We start from the raw sequence: 17,804 nt of genomic DNA on the forward strand, positions 1-17,804 counted from the left end.
ATAGCACCGGGGGTGCGGCAAAACCACGCAACAACTGTGTGGGATAGAGGTTCCAGAGCGTTTTGGAATATTCCCTACGCGGCGATCAATTGATAGGCCACGCTGAACATCATCACCGCCACCAACAGGTCCAGCAGGCGCCAGGTGGCCGGCCGCGCCAGCCACGGTGCCAGCCATGCCGCGCCGAGGGCCAAGGTGGCGAACCACAGGAACGACGCACTGGCCGCCCCGGCCACATAGGCGCCGGGTTCGGTTTGCTGTGCGCCGAGTGAGCCGATCAGCAACACCGTGTCCAGATACACATGGGGATTGAGCAGCGTCACTGCGAGGGCACTGAGCATGACCGCGCGCAACGAACGCGCCTTGAGGTTGCCGCCTTGCGCCAGGCTTTGGCTGGAAAACGCTCGGCGCAGCGCCAGGGTGCCGTACCACAACAGGAACGCCGCGCCACCCCAGCGGGCAATGGCCAGCAGCAGCGGGTTTTGTGCCAACACCGTCGCCAGGCCGAAAACCCCTGCAGCCACCAGTAATGCATCGCACACTACGCACAACGCCGCGACGGGCAAGTGGTGCTCACGGCGCAGGCTTTGCGCCAGGACAAACGCGTTCTGGGTGCCGATGGCCATGATCAAGCCGAGGGCCACCAACAGGCCATTTACGTAGCTTTGCCACATAGGATTTACTCCGCGTCCGCCGCCAGTTGCCGTAACACCTGCATCGCGCGCTCAGCATCAGCGCGGCCAACGAACAGGTGATCGTGGTAATAACCGGCAATCACATTGCAACTGATGCCGGCCTGGCCCAGCGCGCTGGCGAACGCGGCGGTGAGGCCCACGGCTTCCAGGGCCGAATGCACGTTCAGGGTGATCCACGCGGCGACGTAGTCGAAGGCCAGGCCTGCCTGTTCCGCCTGCTGGCGCTCGAGGATGAGCGTCAGGCCTTCCCTCTCGCGAAAGCTGCCGATCACCTCGCAACCCGCCGGAATGCGCTGGTCGGGCAGGGTGCAGAACACATAATCGCCGTCATTCAGCTGCGGGCTCATGCTGCGTAGCAGGGTTGCCAGGGCGGTTTCGCCAGCCATGTGAAGTTCCTTGAATAGAGAGAAGCAATGCTGGTCATTTTCACGGCTTAAGCTGTATAAGAAAAACCAATATTGCTGATCGCTCATTAGAGAAACTGATGTTCGACTATAAATTGCTTTCCGCCCTGGCGGCGGTGGTGGAACAGGCCGGCTTCGAGCGCGGCGCCCAGGTGCTCGGGGTGTCGCAATCGGCGATCTCCCAGCGCATCAAATTGCTGGAGGCGCGCATTGGCCAACCGGTGCTGGTACGCGCCACGCCGCCGACGCCCACCGACATCGGCCGACGCCTGCTCAACCATGTGCAGCAGGTGCGCCTGCTGGAGCGCGACCTGCAAAGCCAGGTGCCGGCGTTGGACGCAGAGGGCATGCCCGAACGCCTGCGCATCGCCCTGAATGCCGACAGCCTCGCCACTTGGTGGGCCGAGGCCGTCAGCGTATTTTGTGCCGAGCAACACCTGTTGCTGGACCTGGTGGTGGAAGACCAGACCGTTGGCCTCAAGCGCATGCGCGCCGGCGAAGTGGCGGCGTGTATCTGCGCCAGTGAACGTCCGGTGGCCGGGGCCCGCAGCTTGTTGCTCGGCGCCATGCGTTATCGTGCACTGGCCAGCCCGGCCTTTATCGCCCGGCACTTTCCCGAGGGTGTACGCGCCGACCAACTGGCGCGCACGCCGGCGTTGGTGTTTGGCCCGGATGATTTCCTGCAACATCGTTACTTGGCGTCGCTCGGCGTGGACGGCGGTTTTGAACACCATTTATGCCCGTCGTCCGAAGGTTTTATCCGCCTCACCGAGGCCGGGCTCGGTTGGGGCCTGGTGCCGGAATTGCAGGTGCGCGACCAGTTGGAAAAGGGCGTGTTGGTGGAGTTGTTGCCAGATAAGCCCATCGATGTGCCGCTGTACTGGCATCATTGGCGCAGTGGCGGGCAATTGTTGGGCTTGTTGACCGACCATCTGGCCCAGGCGTGTGGCCAATGGTTGGTGCCGTTGGAGTGATGGCGCGCGTCAAGGCAACAGCGATGAAAAACGAAAGAGCACGGAGTAATACATGAAAATTCTGGTCACCGGCGCAAGCGGCTTCATTGGCGGGCGCTTTGCGCGTTTCGCCCTGGAGCAAGGCCTGGACGTACGGGTCAACGGGCGGCGTGCCGAAGGTGTGGAACACCTGGTCCGGCGCGGCGCCGAGTTTATCCAGGGTGATTTGAATGATGCCGACCTGGTGCGTGACCTGTGCCGCGACGTTGAAGCCGTGGTGCATTGCGCCGGCGCCGTCGGGCTGTGGGGCAAGTATCAGGACTTTCACCAAGGCAACGTGCTGGTGACCGAGAATGTCGTCGAGGCCTGCCTTAAACAGCGTGTCGGGCGCTTGGTCCACCTGTCGTCGCCGTCGATCTATTTTGATGGCCGCGATCACCTGGGCCTGACCGAAGAACAAGTGCCCAAGCGCTTCAAGCATCCGTATGCCGCGACCAAATACCTGGCTGAGCAAAAGGTGTTCGGCGCCCAGGAATTCGGCCTTGAAGTGCTGGCCCTGCGCCCGCGCTTTGTGACTGGCGCCGGCGACATGAGCATCTTCCCGCGCCTGCTGAACATGCAGCGCAAGAACCGCCTGGCCATCGTGGGCGACGGCTTGAACAAAGTCGATTTCACCAGTGTGCACAACCTCAACGAAGCGTTGCTCAGCAGTTTGCTCGCCACCGGCTCGGCGTTGGGCAAGGCCTATAACATCAGCAACGGCACCCCGGTGCCGGTGTGGGATGTGGTGAACTACGTGATGCGCCAGATGGAATTGCCGCAGGTGAAACGTTACCGGTCCTACGGTTTGTCCTACAGCGTCGCGGCGCTCAACGAAGCGTTCTGCGCGATGTGGCCGGGGCGCCCGGAACCGGCGCTGTCGCGTTTGGGCATGCAGGTGATGAACAAAGATTTCACCCTCGATATCAGCCGTGCCAGGCATTATCTGGACTACGAGCCCAAGGTCAGCCTATGGACCGCCCTCGACGAGTTTTGCAGCTGGTGGAAGGCCCAGGATCCGGGGCTGAAGTAAGGTCACAACAGGCAATACATCGGGAACCGAATTCGTGGTTCCGGGTCGATCAGTGCAACAGGACAGCGGTTTATACTCCCGGCGCTCGCCACCTCACCGATTCAGGGTTGATTCATGCGTAACGATGCCAAAGACGATTTCGACAACGTTCCCAGCCTGCGGGCCGACCTGGGGGATGACGACGATTTCGAACCGACCCCCGCCACGTCGGTGCGCTCGCGCAGCACGCCGGTGGTCAAGGTCAAGAGCGCCAGCACCGGGCCATTGTGGGCCTTGATCGGCGCGTTGCTGATCGCCTTTGCCGGCCTTGCCTGGTGGAGCTTCCAGCAGATTTCCCTGATGGGCCAGCAACTGGTCGCGACCCAGGAAAGTTTTGCGCGCATCAGCGAAGAAGCCGCAGGGCGCCTGCAGGATATTTCCGGCAAGGTCGTCGCCAGTGAAGCCAGTGTGAACAACGGCAGCGAAGCGCTGAAGTTGCAGATCCGCCAGCTGGAAACCCAGTTGCTCGAACAGGGCAAGCAACAGGTTGGCGTGGCCGGCCAGGCCACCGAGCTGGACAAGCGCCTGGCGCAAATGAGCGCCAGCACCACCGAGCTGTCGAGTGCCAACAACAAGCTGCAAGGCCAGGTCCAGGCCCTGACCGATGCCGTGGCCACCCTGAAAGCCGCGCAAGGTGATGCGGCCAAGCGCGATACCGAGTTCAAGGAACTGGTGGCCGATGTGGCCGCGCTGAAGAAACAAGGCAACCCCAGTGCGGCCATCGCGCGTCTAGAGCAAGACCTGCTGGTGCTCAAGAGTGCCCAGGACAACCAGCCGGTCAACAGCGATGCGCCGACCAATAAAGAGTTCGATGTGTTCCGCATCCAGACCACCCGCAACATCACCACCTTGCAGAGCCAGGTACAGAACCTGCATCAACGGCTCAGTGAACCGGCGAAGGTCATACCGCTGAGCCAGTGATCGCCTGCCAGGAGGTGCTCAACCTGTGGGAGCTGGCTTGCCTGCGATGGTGGTGGGTCAGTCAACACATTGGATACTGATAGACCGCTATCGCAGGCAAGCCAGCTCCCACAGTTGTATCGAGGCCGAGAGTTGAAGAAGTGTCACTGCCTGGTGACATTTCCCATCCCCTTCGTTACTTGCCCCCCAGGCCCCCTTGTTTAGACTCCGGTCATCCCACAAACAATAATAAGGGCCACCCATGACCACCCAACCTCTGCCTGCCAGCAGTTGGCTGAACGCGCCTGCCCATCACGTCTGGCTGGCGGCCGAAGGCCAGCGCCTGCTGGCATTCGCCAAGGCTTCGCGCCTGCCCGACGGTTTCGGCAACCTGGACGACAACGGCCAACTGCCCGCCGATGCCCACGGCGAAACCATGAACACCGCCCGCATGACCCACAGCTTCGCCATGGCCCACGCCCTGGGGTTGCCGGGTTACGCCGACTTGGTAGCCCACGGTGTCGCGGCCCTTAGTGGCCCGCTGAAGGATGCAGCACACGGCGGTTGGTTCGCCACGCCCCACGCCCGCGATGGCAACCGTGGCAAGGCGGCCTATCTGCACGCCTTTGTCGCCCTGGCCGCCAGTTCTGCCGTGGTGGCGGGCGCGCCCGGTGCACAAAATCTATTGAACGACGCTGTCCATATCATCGACCAATTCTTCTGGAGCATCGATGAGGGCGTGATGCTCGAATCCTTCGCCCAGGACTGGAGCGGGGTCGAAGCCTATCGCGGCGCCAACAGCAACATGCACGCCACCGAAGCGTTCCTCGCCCTGGCCGATGTGACCGGTGAAACGCGTTGGCTGGACCGCGCGCTGCGGATCGTCGAGCGGGTGATCCACACCCACGCAGCCGCCAACCAATTCATGGTGATTGAGCATTTCGACGCGCACTGGCAACCCCAACTCGACTACAACCAAGACAACCCCGCCGACGGCTTCCGCCCCTACGGCATCACCCCCGGCCACGGTTTTGAGTGGGCGCGGCTGGTGTTGCACCTGGAAGCCGCGCGCCAGCAAGCCGGGCTGGCCACGCCGGACTGGCTGTTGACCGACGCCAAGGGCCTGTTCGCCAGCGCCTGCGAATACGCCTGGGCCGTCGATGGCGCCCCCGGCATTGTCTACACCCTCGATTGGAACCACCGCCCGGTGGTGCGTGAGCGCCTGCACTGGACCCACGCCGAAGCCAGCGCCGCCGCCCAGGCCTTGCTCAAACGTACCGGTGAGTTGCACTACGAAACCTGGTACCGGCGCTTCTGGGAGTTTTGCGAAATCCATTTCATTGACCGAATCCACGGCAGCTGGCACCACGAACTCAACCCGCACAACCAACCCAGCAGCACCATCTGGGGCGGCAAGCCGGACCTGTACCATGCCTGGCAAGCGGTCGTGCTGCCTGCGCTACCCTTGGCACCCAGCATGGCCAGTGCCATTGGGGATGGGCGATATGTCACCAGCTGGTGACATTTGTACGTCCCTTTGTTACCTGCGCCGCAAAAATCCATGTTTAAACTCCGTGCAGCGCAAGCTCTAGACTTGCATGCATAACAACAAAAAAAGGTACTCAGATGAACGCGATTAATCGCCTCGCCGTCGCTATTTCCATTGCCTCGTTGTTTCCCCTCACTGCATTTGCCGCCGGCTCCAAAGGCACGGTCGAAGTGGTGCATTGGTGGACCTCAGGCGGTGAGAAGGCGGCAGTAGATGTCCTGAAGGCCCAAGTTGAAAGTGACGGTTTTACCTGGAAAGACGGCGCCGTCGCCGGTGGTGGTGGCGCCACGGCCATGACCGTGCTGAAAAGCCGCGCAGTCGCTGGCAACCCGCCCGGCGTTGCCCAGATCAAAGGCCCCGACATCCAGGAATGGGCGTCCACCGGCCTGCTCGACAGCAACGTCCTGAAGCAAGTGTCCAAGGACGAAAAGTGGGATTCCCTGCTCGACAAGAAAGTCTCCGATACCGTGAAGTACCAAGGTGACTACGTCGCCGTACCGGTCAACATCCACCGCGTGAACTGGCTGTGGATCAACCCGGAAGTCTTCAAGAAAGCCGGTATCACCAAGAACCCAACCACCCTCGAAGAATTCTACGCAGCCGGCGACAAGCTGAAAGCTGCGGGCTTCATCGCGCTCGCCCACGGTGGCCAGCCTTGGCAGGACAGCACCGTATTTGAAGCCGTCGTCCTCTCGGTAATGGGTGCCGATGGCTACAAGAAAGCCCTGGTGGACCTGGACAACGCCGCGCTGACCGGCCCGGAAATGGTCAAGTCCCTCACCGAATTGAAGAAAGTCGCGACCTACATGGACGTTGACGGCAAAGGCCAGGACTGGAACCTCGAAGCAGGCAAAGTCATCAACGGCAAGGCCGGCATGCAGATCATGGGTGACTGGGCCAAGTCCGAGTGGACCGCCGCCAAGAAAGTCGCGGGCAAGGACTACGAGTGCGTAGCGTTCCCGGGTACTGACAAGGCGTTCACCTACAACATCGACTCCCTGGCGGTGTTCAAGCAGAAAGACCAAGGCACTGCTGCCGGCCAGCAGGACATTGCCAAAGTCGTGCTGGGTGAAAACTTCCAGAAGGTGTTCAGCATCAACAAGGGTTCGATCCCGGTTCGCAACGACATGCTCCACGAAATGGACAAGCTCGGCTTCGACTCTTGCGCCCAGACTGCCGCCAAGGACTTCCTGGCCGACGCCAAGACTGGCGGCCTGCAACCAAGCATGGCGCACAACATGGCCACCAACCTGGCGGTGCAAGGTGCGTTCTTTGATGTCGTGACCAACTTCCTCAACGACCCGAAAGCCGACCCGGCCGACACCGCCAAGAAACTGGGTGCTGCGATCAAGTCTGCCAAGTAACGGTTGACCTTGAGGGGGGAACTCCCTGGCCCCCCTCAAGGCTTGTTCCTGTAGTCCTTTTTCCCTGTATTGGATTTCCCCATGAGTTCTGTTGCTGTGTTCAGCAAAGCCTCGCCGTTCGATGCACTGCAGCGCTGGCTACCGAAATTGGTGCTGGCGCCGAGCATGTTCATCGTGTTGGTGGGCTTCTACGGCTACATCCTGTGGACGTTTGTGTTGTCGTTCACCACCTCCACCTTCCTGCCCAGCTACAAGTGGGCGGGCCTGGCGCAATACGAGCGGCTGTTCGACAACGACCGCTGGTGGGTGGCGAGCAAGAACCTGGCGCTGTTTGGCGGCATGTTCATTGGCATCACCCTGGTGATCGGTGTGCTGCTGGCGGTGTTCCTCGACCAGCGTATCCGCCGCGAAGGTTTTATCCGCACCATTTACCTGTACCCGATGGCGCTGTCGATGATCGTCACCGGTACGGCCTGGAAATGGCTGCTCAACCCGGGCATGGGCCTGGATAAACTCCTGCGGGACTGGGGCTGGGAAGGCTTCCGTCTCGACTGGCTGATCGACCCGGATCGCGTGGTCTACTGCCTGGTGATCGCGGCTGTGTGGCAAGCCTCGGGTTTTATCATGGCGATGTTCCTCGCTGGCCTGCGTGGCGTTGATCAATCGATCATCCGTGCCGCGCAGATCGACGGCGCAAGCCTGCCGCGCATCTACTGGAGCGTGGTGCTGCCTAGCCTGCGCCCGGTGTTCTTCAGTGCGGTGATGATCCTCGCGCATATTGCGATCAAGAGCTTCGACCTGGTGGCGGCGATGACCGCCGGTGGCCCGGGCTATTCGTCCGACCTGCCGGCGATGTTCATGTACTCGTTCACCTTCAGTCGTGGCCAGATGGGCATGGGTTCGGCCAGTGCCATCCTGATGCTCGGTGCGATCCTCGCGATCATCGTGCCTTACCTCTACTCCGAGCTGAGGACCAAACGTAATGACTAGTCTCGCCTCCAAACCTGCCATCAGCCTGAGTCGCGTCGCGATCTACGCGGTGCTGATCCTCGCCGTGCTGCTGTACCTGGTGCCGCTGGTGGTGATGCTGCTCACCAGTTTCAAGACCCCCGACGACATCAGCAACGGCAACCTGCTGAGCTGGCCGACCGTGGTCACCGGCATCGGCTGGGTCAAGGCCTGGGCCACCGTAGACGGTTACTTCTGGAACTCGATCAAGATCACCGTTCCAGCCGTACTGATCTCCACCGCCATCGGCGCGTTGAACGGTTATGTGCTGTCGTTCTGGCGCTTCAAAGGTTCGCAGTTGTTCTTCGGCCTGCTGTTGTTCGGCTGCTTCCTGCCGTTCCAGACCGTGCTGCTGCCGGCGTCGTTCACCCTGGGCAAGATGGGCCTGGCCAGCACCACCACCGGCCTGGTGTTTATCCATGTGGTCTACGGCCTGGCGTTTACCACGCTGTTCTTCCGTAACTACTACGTAAGCATTCCGGATGCGCTGGTGAAGGCCGCACGCCTGGATGGCGCAGGATTTTTCACCATCTTTCGTCGAATCATCCTGCCGATGTCCACCCCGATCATCATGGTCTGCCTGATCTGGCAATTTACCCAGATCTGGAACGACTTCCTGTTCGGCGTGGTGTTTTCCAGTGGCGACTCGCAGCCCATCACGGTGGCGCTGAACAACCTGGTCAACACCAGCACCGGGGCCAAGGAATATAACGTGGATATGGCAGCGGCGATGATCGCCGGCCTGCCGACCCTGCTGGTCTATGTGATCGCAGGCAAGTATTTCGTGCGCGGCCTCACGGCCGGCGCGGTCAAGGGGTAATCATGGCTACGCTTGAACTTCGCAATGTAAACAAGACCTATGGCCCTGGCCTGCCCGACACCTTGAAGAACATCGAGCTGTCGATCAAGGAAGGCGAATTCCTGATCCTGGTCGGCCCTTCGGGGTGTGGCAAATCCACGCTGATGAACTGCATCGCCGGCCTGGAAACCATCACCGGCGGCGCGATCATGATTGGCGACCAGGACGTCAGCGGCATGAGCCCCAAGGATCGTGACATCGCCATGGTGTTCCAGTCCTACGCGCTGTACCCGACCATGAGCGTGCGCGAAAACATCGAGTTCGGCCTGAAGATCCGCAAGATGCCCCAAGCCGACATTGACGCCGAAGTGGCACGCGTGGCCAAGCTGTTGCAGATCGAACACCTGCTCAACCGCAAGCCGGGCCAACTGTCCGGTGGTCAGCAACAACGTGTGGCCATGGGCCGCGCCCTGGCACGCCGGCCAAAGATCTACCTGTTCGATGAGCCGCTGTCCAACCTTGACGCCAAGCTGCGCGTCGAGATGCGCACCGAAATGAAACTGATGCACCAGCGCCTGAAAACCACCACCGTCTACGTCACCCACGACCAGATCGAAGCGATGACCCTGGGCGACAAAGTGGCGGTGATGAAGGATGGCATCATCCAGCAGTTCGGCACGCCGAAAGACATCTACAACAACCCGGCCAACCAGTTCGTGGCGAGCTTTATCGGCTCGCCGCCGATGAACTTCGTGCCCCTGCGCCTGCAGCGCAAGGACGCTCGCCTGGTGGCCGTGCTCGACAGCGGCCAGGCCCGTTGTGAACTGGCGCTGAACGTGACCGATGCCGGCCTTGAAGACCGCGACGTGATCCTCGGCCTGCGCCCGGAGCAGATCATGTTGGCGGCGGGCGAGGGCGACAGTGCGTCGAGCATTCGCGCCGAAGTGCAAGTCACCGAGCCGACTGGCCCGGACACCCTGGTGTTCGTGCAACTCAATGACACCAAGGTCTGCTGCCGCCTGGCGCCCGATGTGGCACCGCAGGTGGGCGAGACCCTGACCCTGCAATTCGATCCATCCAAGGTTTTGCTGTTCGACGCCAATACCGGCGAGCGTCTGGGCACTGCTTCTTCATCGCCTGCACAGGGGCATGCCGACAATGTGGCCCAATTCAAAGGCCGCTGAAGTAGATAAGTTGTTGTTTTAGATAAAAAAAGTAAACCGCGTTAGATAAAAACAGTTTAATAACAATAAAGACGAGGATGTAGGGATGAAAAAGCAACACAACACTACCCGGCTGATCTGCCAACTGTCAGCGGCAGCAGCCCTGGTTTTGTCCGCCAATGCGATGGCGGACGAAGCATTCAGCGCCGATTCCAAGTGGATGACCGGCGATTGGGGCGGCGAGCGTACCAAGCTGATCGAGCAAGGTATCGATATCAAGGCTGACTACGTAGGCGAAATGGGCTACAACGCCCACGGCGGCTACAACAACGACAAGACCGGTCGCTACGCCGACCAGTTCGGCCTGGGTGTAGCCCTGGACCTGGAAAAACTGTGGGGCTGGGACAACACCCAGGCCAAGATCCAGTTGACCAACCGTAATGGCCAGAACATCTCCAACGACCGCATCGGCGACCCGCGTGCCGGCACGCTGAGTTCGTCGATGGAAGTCTATGGTCGTGGCCATATGGTGCGTCTGACCCAGTTCTGGATCCAGCACCAGATGTTCGACAACAAGCTCGACGTGAAACTCGGTTACTTCGGTGAAGGCGAAGACTTCAACACCTTCCCGTGCGACTTCCAGAACCTGTCGTTCTGCGGTTCCCAGGTCGGTAACTATGTAAACACCTGGTACAACTGGCCCGTCAGCCAGGCGGCGATCCGCGTGAAGTACCACATCACCCCTGAGCTGTATGCGCAAATCGGTGCCTACAACCAGAACCCATCGCAACTGGAGCACGGCAACGGCTTCAAGCTCAGCGGCAGCGGCACCAAGGGCACCGTGATCCCGGTGGAATTGGTCTGGTCGCCGAAGGTCAACAACCTGCCGGGCGAATACCGTGTGGGTTACTACAAGAGTGCGGCCGACGCTACCGACGTTCGTGAAGACGTCAACGGCGGTGATGCAGCGACCACTGGCCAAGCCTACCGTACCCACAGCAGCAAATCGGGCTACTGGTTCGTGGCGCAGCAGCAACTCACCACCCATAACGGCGACGCTTCCCGTGGTCTGAACATCGCGGCCAACGCCACGTTCCACGACAAGGAAACCAACACCGTCGACAACTACCAGTCGCTGATGCTGGTGTACAAAGGCCCATTCGACGCGCGTCCAAAAGATGACGTCGGCATCGGCGCGGCACGTCTGCATGTGAACAATGACGTGAAGAAAAACGCCCAGCTGATCAACGATGCCAAAGGTGTGAGCAACTACGACGACGTGCTGTACACGCCGATCCGCGAGACCGAGTACAACTTCGAAATCAACTACGGTTTCCACGTCACCAACTGGCTGACCGTGCGTCCCAACCTGCAATACGTCGTGCAACCTGGCGGCGTGGATAAAGTCGACAACGCGTTGGTGGCTGGCCTGAAAATTCAGTCTACGTTCTAACGCTGTTGCGATAAGCTCCTTCTCTCTGTGCGCATTTTGCGGGTAGCCATGGCTATCCGCTTTTTTTTGCGCAGCACTGTGAAGATATTCAGGACTGTGGCAAATGCATGAGCAACCGCTGCAACGCTTTTTCAAATCCCTGCGTGAACAGCCAGTGTTCGCCTGGGAGCGCTTCCAGATGCGCGACGTATTGGTGATCGACCACCCGCTGTGCCAGGCGGTGTTCAGTCGCCAGGGCGCGCAACTGTTGCACTTTCAACCCACGGGGCAAAAACCCTGGCTGTGGTGCGCGGCCAAGTGGCCGCAAGTCGGCGCCATCCGGGGCGGCGTGCCGGTGTGCTGGCCGTGGTATGGCCGTCACCCCAGCGAGAACGCGTGGCCGTCCCATGGTTGGGCGCGCTTGATCGACTGGAAACTGCTCGACAGCAGCACCGACGACGACGGCGTGCGCCTGCACTGGCAACTGCAGCTGTGCGACTGGCAGGTGGACCTGCACGCGCACTTGGGCGAAACCCTGGAACTGCGTCTGAGCACCGAGCATCAGGATGAGCTGCCGTGCCAATTGAGCCATGCTTTGCATGCTTACTGGCGTATTGGTCATGTTGATGAGATAGCGCTGTCTGGGCTCGACGGCGCGCAAGGCTATGACCAGCTCAGCCGCCAGGCTTGCCAGCAGGAAGGTGAGTTGCGAGTGGACGGTGGCTGCCAGCGGGTGTTCCAGCATGATGGGGAATTGCAGCTCAAGGACCATGCCTGGCAGCGCGAACTGTGCATCGATACCGGCGACAGTGCCGACACGGTGGTATGGCATCCGGGCAGCCGGCCGCTGTTGGGGGTGAGCTTCAACGAGGCGTCGGGGTTTGTGTGTGTGGAGTCGGCGATGGCCGCGGCCAGTTTGGCGCCGGGGGAGCGGGCGCATTTGAGCTTGCAGGCGCGCGCTGGGGTTTAGCGGGGTGGCTGCTGGCCCCATCGCGGGCAAGCCCGCTCCCACATTCGACCGCATTCTTATGTTGGAACTCGGTCAACTGTGGGAGCGGGCTTGCCCGCGATGAGGCCAGTGCTGCCGGTAGAGATCTCAGCCTAGTTGAACTCATCTCCAACCGGATACCGGCTGTCGTTCAAGCTCTCTTTGATCTTGCGCAGATGCGGCTGGAAATCCACGCCACGGCGCAAGGTCATGCCCGTCGCCAGCACATCCAGCACCGTCAACTGAATGATCCGCGAGGTCATCGGCATGTAGATGTCGGTATCTTCCGGCAACGGAATATTCAGGCTCACCGTGCTGGCCTTGGCCAGCGGTGAGTTCTCGGCAGTCACGCCCAGCACCGAGGCGCCGTTGCTACGGGCGATACGCGCCACTTCCACCAACTCGCGGGTACGCCCGGTGTAGGAAATAATCACGAATAACTCGCCCGTATGCGCCACCGACGCGATCATGCGCTGCATCAGCACGTCCGCGTGGGCGGTGACCGACAGGTTGAAGCGGAAGAACTTGTGCAGCGCATCCATGGCCACCGGCGCTGAAGCGCCAAGGCCAAAGAAGTGGATCTGTCGCGCCTGGATCAACAGGTCCACGGCCTTGCTGATCAAGGCAGGGTCCAGCGCCTGGCAAGCGCTGTCCAGGGAGGCGATGGCGCTGCCAAAGATCTTCTGCGTGTAGGCCTCAGGGTTATCATCGGCTTCCACGGCGCGGCTGACATACGCCGCACCACTGGCCAGGCTTTGCGCCAGTTGCAGTTTCAGTTCAGGGTAGCCGCTGACGCCGAACGAGCGGCAGAAGCGGTTGACGGTCGGTTCACTGACCGAGGCGGCTTGGGCGAGGGCAGCGATAGAGAAGCGGGTCGCCTGCTGTGGGTTGAGCAGGATGACCTCGGCGACTTTTTTCTCGGCCTTGTTCAATTCTTCGAGGCGGTTCCGGATCTGTTCCAGAAGATTTCGCACGCGGTCCATTCAGTCTTTCCTTCGGGCGACGATGCAAATAAAGGGTGGCAACCAATCGACCAGTGGTCTTTTGCGGTGGCCTATCCTACTGAGGGTAGCTGAACACCACCACTCGGAATGCGTATTTCGGGAAAATGTTGTGTTTATTACTACATTTTTCCTTGAGTGATGCCTTGAAAAAAGGTATTTGTAGCTTAACTTGATAAAAGAACAAACATCATGCCTTCGATAACCGTAGAACCCTGCACCTTTGCCCTGTTTGGCGCCTTGGGTGATCTGGCGCTGCGCAAGTTATTTCCTGCCCTCTATCAACTCGATGGCGCCGGGCTCTTGCACGACGACACCCGCATCCTGGCCCTGGCCCGTGAAGCCGGGACCGAGCAACAGCACCTGGCCCACATCGAAAAAGAACTGCGCAGCTACGTCGGCAAGGAACTGGACGAAACCATCGCCCAACGTTTCCTGGCACGCCTGACCTACGTCCACGTCGACTTCAAGAACGCTGACGACTACACCGCCCTGGCGGAAAAAGTCGGCAGCGAGCAACGCCTGATCGCCTACTTCGCCACCCCGGCGGCGGTGTACGGCGCGATCTGCGAAAACCTGGCCAAGGCTGGCCTGGCGGAAAACACCCGCGTCGTGCTGGAAAAACCCATCGGTTCCGACCTGGAATCCTCGCGCAAGGTCAACGACGCCGTGGCGCAGTTCTTCCCGGAGAATCGCACCTACCGCATCGACCACTACCTGGGCAAAGAAACCGTCCAGAACCTGATCGCCCTGCGTTTCGCCAACAGCCTGTTCGAAACCCAGTGGAACCAGAACTACATCTCCCACGTGGAAATCACCGTGGCCGAGCAGGTCGGTATCGAAGGCCGTTGGGGCTATTTCGACAAGGCCGGCCAGTTGCGGGACATGATCCAGAACCACCTGCTGCAACTGCTTTGCCTGATCGCCATGGACCCGCCGGCCGACTTGTCCGCCGACAGTATCCGTGACGAGAAGGTCAAGGTGCTCAAGGCCCTGGCGCCCATCAGCCCGGAAGGCCTGACCACCCAGGTGGTGCGCGGCCAGTACATCGCCGGCTACAGCGCTGGCAAACCGGTGCCGGGTTACCTGGAAGAAGAGAATTCCAACACCCAGAGCGACACTGAAACCTTCGTCGCCCTGCGTGCCGATATCCGCAACTGGCGTTGGGCCGGCGTGCCGTTCTACCTGCGGACCGGCAAGCGCATGCCGCAAAAGTTGTCGCAGATCGTTATCCACTTCAAGGAACCGTCCCACTACATCTTCGCCCCCGAGCAGCGCTTGCAGATCAGCAACAAACTGATCATCCGCCTGCAACCGGACGAAGGCATTTCCTTGCGCGTGATGACCAAGGAGCAAGGCCTGGACAAGGGCATGCAACTGCGCAGCGGCCCGCTGCAACTGAATTTCTCCGACACCTATCGCAGCGCACGGATTCCCGATGCCTACGAGCGGTTGCTGTTGGAAGTGATGCGCGGCAATCAGAACCTGTTTGTCCGCAAAGATGAAATCGAAGCCGCGTGGAAGTGGTGTGACCAGTTGATCGCCGGTTGGAAAAAATCCGGCGATGCGCCCAAGCCGTACGCGGCGGGTTCCTGGGGGCCGATGAGCTCCATTGCACTGATTACGCGGGATGGGAGGTCGTGGTATGGCGATATCTGAGTTGAAACTGCCCCAGGGCGTCACGCCCCATGAGTACCGCACGCCGGTGCTGTTGGCGGAAGGCCTGGCCAATGATGTGGCCGAGCAATTGCGCGCGGCCATCAGTGCCCGTGGAGAAGCGACGTTGGTGGTGTCCGGTGGCCGTAGCCCCGTGGCGTTTTTCCAGCACCTGGCCAAGCAAGGCCTGGACTGGTCCAAGGTGACCATCACCCTGGCCGACGAACGCTGGGTGCCGGTGGAACACGCCGACAGCAACGCCGGCCTGTTGAAGCAGCACCTGCTGCAAGGCCCGGCGGCCAAGGCCAAGTTCCTCAGCCTCTACAGCGCTGCGGCCAACCTTGAAGACGCTGCCGAGCAGGCCGATCGCCTGCTGGGCGAATTGCCAGCGATTGACGTGCTGGTGCTGGGCATGGGCGATGACGGTCACACCGCGTCGCTGTTCCCCAACAGCCCGAACCTGAGCGAAGCCTTGAAGCCCGACGGTACCCGCCGTTGCTGGCCGATGCTGGCGCCGACCGTGCCGCATCAGCGCCTGACCATGAGTCGCGCGCTGCTGGCCACGGCGCACTACACCGTGCTGTCGATTTCCGGCAGTTCGAAATTGACCACCTTGAGCGCCGCGCTGGCCAGTGACGACGTTGCTGCCATGCCGATTCGCGCGTTTTTGCAACCTACATTAGAGATTTACTGGTGCCCATGAGCCAAGGATCAGCCGCTATGAAAAGCCCTCAACCGACCGTGTCCATGGCGGATAAAGTTGCCTTGATCGACAGCCTCTGCGCCAAGGCGCGGATCCTGCCGGTGATCACCATCGCCCGCGAACAGGACATCCTGCCGCTGGCCGATGCCCTGGCCGCCGGTGGTTTGACCGCATTGGAAGTGACCCTGCGTTCCGAGTTCGGCCTCAAGGCCATTCAGGTCCTGCGCGAGCAACGTCCTGAACTGTGCACCGGTGCTGGCACCGTGCTGGATCGCCATATGCTCGAAGCGGCGGAAGTGGCCGGCTCGCAGTTTATCGTCACCCCTGGTATCACCCGCGACCTGCTGGAAGCCTCGGTCCACAGCCCGATCCCGCTGCTGCCAGGCATCAGCAATGCGTCCGGCATCATGGAAGGTTATGGCCTGGGTTATCGCCGCTTCAAGTTGTTCCCGGCGGAAGTCAGCGGCGGCGTCGCGGCGATCAAGGCCCTCGGCGGCCCGTTCGGCGAAGTGAAATTCTGCCCGACTGGCGGTGTTGGCCCGGCCAACATCAAGAACTACATGGCGTTGAAAAACGTGATGTGCGTGGGCGGTAGCTGGATGCTGGATCCTGAGTGGATCAAGAACGGCGACTGGGCGCGTATCCAGGAAGTCACCGCCGAGGCGCTGGCGCTGCTGGACTGATTTATCGAATCGTTGTTGCTGTGCTTAACGGCATTTTTGGCGGTGCACTTGGTCGGTGTACCGCTTTTTTTTGCCTGAAAAAAACGGGATATCACCGCTAAGCAACTGTGGGAATGATCAATGTGGGAGCTGGCTTGCCTGCGATAGCGGTGGGTCAGTCACCGTTGCATTAGCTGATAGACCGCTATCGCAGGCAAGCCAGCTCCCACAGTTTTAATCGGTGCTCAGCTCGGTGATGGCGTTGACCAAGACATTGATGTCCGCAGCCGAAGTGACCAACCCCGGCGTCACCCGAATGCAGGTACCAAACGCCGCGCCCACCCGGGTGGTGGTGAACAGGTCGTAGTCCTTGAGTAAACGATCTGCCATCGCCTGCTGGTCCCGCCCTACAAACTTGAACGCCGTGATCCCGCAATACAGCCGTGGATCATCCGACGTCAGTACCTCGATTCCCGCCAACGGCCGCACCTGGCTCACCCACAGGTCCCGCAGGTAATTGACCCGCGCACCTTTGGCCGCCGAGCCGCCCAAGGCACGATGCTCTGCAAACACCAGCGGCAACGTCATCAGCGCCGGAAAGTTCGGCGTGCTGTAGGACGTGCGTGCGCGCACGTCGCTGATCGGGTAGTGAAACTCGCCCATATCCGGGTCGATGTCAGCCAGGCGCTCGGGTGCTATGTACAGAAAGCCCAGGGTCAGCGGCGCGCCGATCCATTTGTGCAGGTTGAAGCCGGCGAATTGAATGCCCAGTTCGGCGAGGTTGAAGTCGAGCTGGCCCAGGGCGTGGGCGCCATCGAGGATCACATCCACCTCATGCTCGCGCGCGGCCTTGGCAATCGCTGCAACGGGCATCACCAGGCCGGTGCGATGGGTGACGTGGGTCAGCGCCATCAGCTTTAAACGCGGGTACTGGGCGAATGCATCACGATAAGTCTGCACCAGGCTGTCGAAACTGGCCGGGTGTGCGTGGGACAGTTCGATTACCTCCACACCGCGAACCCCAGCCAACCAGCGCATCGCGCCTTTGACCGTGTCGTACTCCAGGTCACTGATCAACACTTGATCGCCCGGTTGCAGGCGGTTGTAGTTGCGGATCAGCGACTGCAAGGCTTCGGTGGCGTTGCGGGTAAAGGCCACCGACTCGGGGTCGACATTGATCAGCTCGGCCAGTTGGCGGCGGATCTCGACGTTTTCGCCCTGCTCGAAGCGCTGGCGTACATGCCACGAGTTGCTGCGGTTGATAAACGCCACCTGCTCCAGGTACTGCGCACGCACGACGCGGCTCATGCGCCCGAAATAGCCATTTTCCAGGTTGATCGGCCCGGGCTCCAGCTCATAGCGCTGGGCGATGGTGTGCCAGTGGTGTTCGTTATCGGCATTCCTTGGCATGGCGGG

17 protein-coding genes are annotated in these 17,804 nt (G+C 60.8%); 13 read left to right on the forward strand and 4 right to left on the reverse strand.

The window, feature by feature from the left end; genetic code table 11:
• Positions 1–74: 74 nt before the first annotated feature.
• Together J1G37_RS07165 and J1G37_RS07170 are read right to left on the reverse strand one after the other, a co-directional pair.
• Positions 75–674 carry a LysE/ArgO family amino acid transporter gene (locus J1G37_RS07165; RefSeq protein ID WP_207040708.1) on the reverse strand — a complete coding sequence of 200 codons (600 nt, stop codon included), beginning with the start codon at positions 672–674 and terminating at the stop codon, positions 75–77.
• A 5-nt stretch (positions 675–679) separates the two neighbouring features.
• Positions 680–1,081 (reverse strand): ACT domain-containing protein, encoded by a 402-nt coding sequence (locus tag J1G37_RS07170; RefSeq protein WP_207040710.1) that lies wholly within the window; start codon positions 1,079–1,081, stop codon positions 680–682.
• Between the two features lie 98 nt (positions 1,082–1,179).
• On the opposite strand from J1G37_RS07170, the gene J1G37_RS07175 reads away from it, so the two are divergent.
• From J1G37_RS07175 to J1G37_RS07220, 10 genes are all read left to right on the forward strand, one after another.
• Complete coding sequence (locus tag J1G37_RS07175; RefSeq protein ID WP_207040712.1) at positions 1,180–2,073, forward strand: LysR family transcriptional regulator ArgP; 894 nt, start codon at positions 1,180–1,182, stop codon at positions 2,071–2,073.
• Between the two features lie 52 nt (positions 2,074–2,125).
• Positions 2,126–3,124 carry an NAD-dependent epimerase/dehydratase family protein gene (locus J1G37_RS07180; protein ID WP_207040714.1) on the forward strand — a complete coding sequence of 333 codons (999 nt, stop codon included), beginning with the start codon at positions 2,126–2,128 and terminating at the stop codon, positions 3,122–3,124.
• Positions 3,125–3,238: 114 nt separating this feature from the next.
• Positions 3,239–4,084, forward strand: coding sequence for an ATPase (locus J1G37_RS07185; RefSeq protein ID WP_207040716.1), 846 nt, complete (start codon positions 3,239–3,241; stop codon positions 4,082–4,084).
• A 241-nt stretch (positions 4,085–4,325) separates the two neighbouring features.
• On the forward strand, positions 4,326–5,585 hold the full coding sequence (locus tag J1G37_RS07190; protein WP_207040718.1) for an AGE family epimerase/isomerase: 1,260 nt from the start codon (positions 4,326–4,328) through the stop codon (positions 5,583–5,585).
• Between the two features lie 104 nt (positions 5,586–5,689).
• Positions 5,690–6,976: an ABC transporter substrate-binding protein gene (locus J1G37_RS07195; protein ID WP_207040720.1), complete on the forward strand. Its 1,287-nt coding sequence runs from the start codon at positions 5,690–5,692 to the stop codon at positions 6,974–6,976.
• Positions 6,977–7,057: 81 nt separating this feature from the next.
• Complete coding sequence (locus tag J1G37_RS07200) at positions 7,058–7,966, forward strand: sugar ABC transporter permease (protein ID WP_026136944.1); 909 nt, start codon at positions 7,058–7,060, stop codon at positions 7,964–7,966.
• On the forward strand, positions 7,959–8,804 hold the full coding sequence (locus tag J1G37_RS07205) for a carbohydrate ABC transporter permease (RefSeq protein WP_124524882.1): 846 nt from the start codon (positions 7,959–7,961) through the stop codon (positions 8,802–8,804). Before J1G37_RS07200 ends, J1G37_RS07205 begins: the two co-directional genes overlap by 8 nt.
• 2 nt (positions 8,805–8,806) lie before the next feature.
• The gene (gene ugpC / locus J1G37_RS07210; RefSeq protein WP_207040722.1) at positions 8,807–9,967 is read left to right on the forward strand and encodes a sn-glycerol-3-phosphate ABC transporter ATP-binding protein UgpC; all 1,161 of its coding nucleotides are present in this window, start codon (positions 8,807–8,809) and stop codon (positions 9,965–9,967) included.
• Positions 9,968–10,052: 85 nt separating this feature from the next.
• Positions 10,053–11,399: a carbohydrate porin gene (locus J1G37_RS07215; RefSeq protein WP_207040724.1), complete on the forward strand. Its 1,347-nt coding sequence runs from the start codon at positions 10,053–10,055 to the stop codon at positions 11,397–11,399.
• A 103-nt stretch (positions 11,400–11,502) separates the two neighbouring features.
• Positions 11,503–12,348, forward strand: a complete 846-nt coding sequence (locus J1G37_RS07220; RefSeq protein WP_207040726.1) for a D-hexose-6-phosphate mutarotase — start codon at positions 11,503–11,505, stop codon at positions 12,346–12,348.
• A gap of 131 nt (positions 12,349–12,479) precedes the next feature.
• Here the strand turns inward: J1G37_RS07220 and J1G37_RS07225 are convergent, their stop codons facing one another.
• Positions 12,480–13,340 (reverse strand): MurR/RpiR family transcriptional regulator, encoded by an 861-nt coding sequence (locus tag J1G37_RS07225; protein WP_207040811.1) that lies wholly within the window; start codon positions 13,338–13,340, stop codon positions 12,480–12,482.
• Positions 13,341–13,559: 219 nt separating this feature from the next.
• Here J1G37_RS07225 and zwf point away from each other — a divergent pair, with 219 nt between their 5' ends.
• Genes zwf through J1G37_RS07240 form a run of 3 tightly spaced genes read left to right on the forward strand, consistent with a single transcriptional unit; the run spans position 13,560 to position 16,409 of the window.
• Entirely contained in the window at positions 13,560–15,026 is a 1,467-nt protein-coding gene (gene zwf, locus J1G37_RS07230) for a glucose-6-phosphate dehydrogenase (protein WP_207040728.1), read from the forward strand.
• Positions 15,013–15,726, forward strand: a complete 714-nt coding sequence (gene pgl, locus J1G37_RS07235) for a 6-phosphogluconolactonase (protein WP_207040730.1) — start codon at positions 15,013–15,015, stop codon at positions 15,724–15,726. The genes zwf and pgl overlap by 14 nt, the downstream gene beginning before the upstream one ends.
• A 17-nt stretch (positions 15,727–15,743) precedes the next feature.
• Positions 15,744–16,409, forward strand: a complete 666-nt coding sequence (locus J1G37_RS07240; RefSeq protein ID WP_099585438.1) for a bifunctional 4-hydroxy-2-oxoglutarate aldolase/2-dehydro-3-deoxy-phosphogluconate aldolase — start codon at positions 15,744–15,746, stop codon at positions 16,407–16,409.
• Between the two features lie 213 nt (positions 16,410–16,622).
• On the opposite strand, the gene J1G37_RS07245 is transcribed toward J1G37_RS07240, so the two are convergent.
• Positions 16,623–17,798 carry an aminotransferase class V-fold PLP-dependent enzyme gene (locus J1G37_RS07245; protein WP_207040732.1) on the reverse strand — a complete coding sequence of 392 codons (1,176 nt, stop codon included), beginning with the start codon at positions 17,796–17,798 and terminating at the stop codon, positions 16,623–16,625.
• Positions 17,799–17,804: the final 6 nt, after the last annotated feature.

Source organism: Pseudomonas sp. Marseille-Q1929 (genome assembly GCF_017316265.1).
GTDB lineage: Bacteria > Pseudomonadota > Gammaproteobacteria > Pseudomonadales > Pseudomonadaceae > Aquipseudomonas.

Bases quoted from the DNA above. Each gene is read 5' to 3' on its own strand.
- ugpC (WP_207040722.1), top strand. From the start codon at position 8,807: ATGGCTACGCTTGAACTTCGCAATGTAAACAAGACCTATGGCCCTGGC.
- J1G37_RS07165 (WP_207040708.1), bottom strand. From the start codon at position 674: ATGTGGCAAAGCTACGTAAATGGCCTGTTGGTGGCCCTCGGCTTGATC.
- J1G37_RS07180 (WP_207040714.1), top strand. From the start codon at position 2,126: ATGAAAATTCTGGTCACCGGCGCAAGCGGCTTCATTGGCGGGCGCTTT.
- J1G37_RS07175 (WP_207040712.1), top strand. From the start codon at position 1,180: ATGTTCGACTATAAATTGCTTTCCGCCCTGGCGGCGGTGGTGGAACAG.
- J1G37_RS07200 (WP_026136944.1), top strand. From the start codon at position 7,058: ATGAGTTCTGTTGCTGTGTTCAGCAAAGCCTCGCCGTTCGATGCACTG.
- pgl (WP_207040730.1), top strand. From the start codon at position 15,013: ATGGCGATATCTGAGTTGAAACTGCCCCAGGGCGTCACGCCCCATGAG.
- J1G37_RS07190 (WP_207040718.1), top strand. From the start codon at position 4,326: ATGACCACCCAACCTCTGCCTGCCAGCAGTTGGCTGAACGCGCCTGCC.
- zwf (WP_207040728.1), top strand. From the start codon at position 13,560: ATGCCTTCGATAACCGTAGAACCCTGCACCTTTGCCCTGTTTGGCGCC.
- J1G37_RS07245 (WP_207040732.1), bottom strand. From the start codon at position 17,798: ATGCCAAGGAATGCCGATAACGAACACCACTGGCACACCATCGCCCAG.
- J1G37_RS07220 (WP_207040726.1), top strand. From the start codon at position 11,503: ATGCATGAGCAACCGCTGCAACGCTTTTTCAAATCCCTGCGTGAACAG.
- J1G37_RS07240 (WP_099585438.1), top strand. From the start codon at position 15,744: ATGAAAAGCCCTCAACCGACCGTGTCCATGGCGGATAAAGTTGCCTTG.
- J1G37_RS07185 (WP_207040716.1), top strand. From the start codon at position 3,239: ATGCGTAACGATGCCAAAGACGATTTCGACAACGTTCCCAGCCTGCGG.
- J1G37_RS07215 (WP_207040724.1), top strand. From the start codon at position 10,053: ATGAAAAAGCAACACAACACTACCCGGCTGATCTGCCAACTGTCAGCG.
- J1G37_RS07205 (WP_124524882.1), top strand. From the start codon at position 7,959: ATGACTAGTCTCGCCTCCAAACCTGCCATCAGCCTGAGTCGCGTCGCG.
- J1G37_RS07170 (WP_207040710.1), bottom strand. From the start codon at position 1,081: ATGGCTGGCGAAACCGCCCTGGCAACCCTGCTACGCAGCATGAGCCCG.
- J1G37_RS07195 (WP_207040720.1), top strand. From the start codon at position 5,690: ATGAACGCGATTAATCGCCTCGCCGTCGCTATTTCCATTGCCTCGTTG.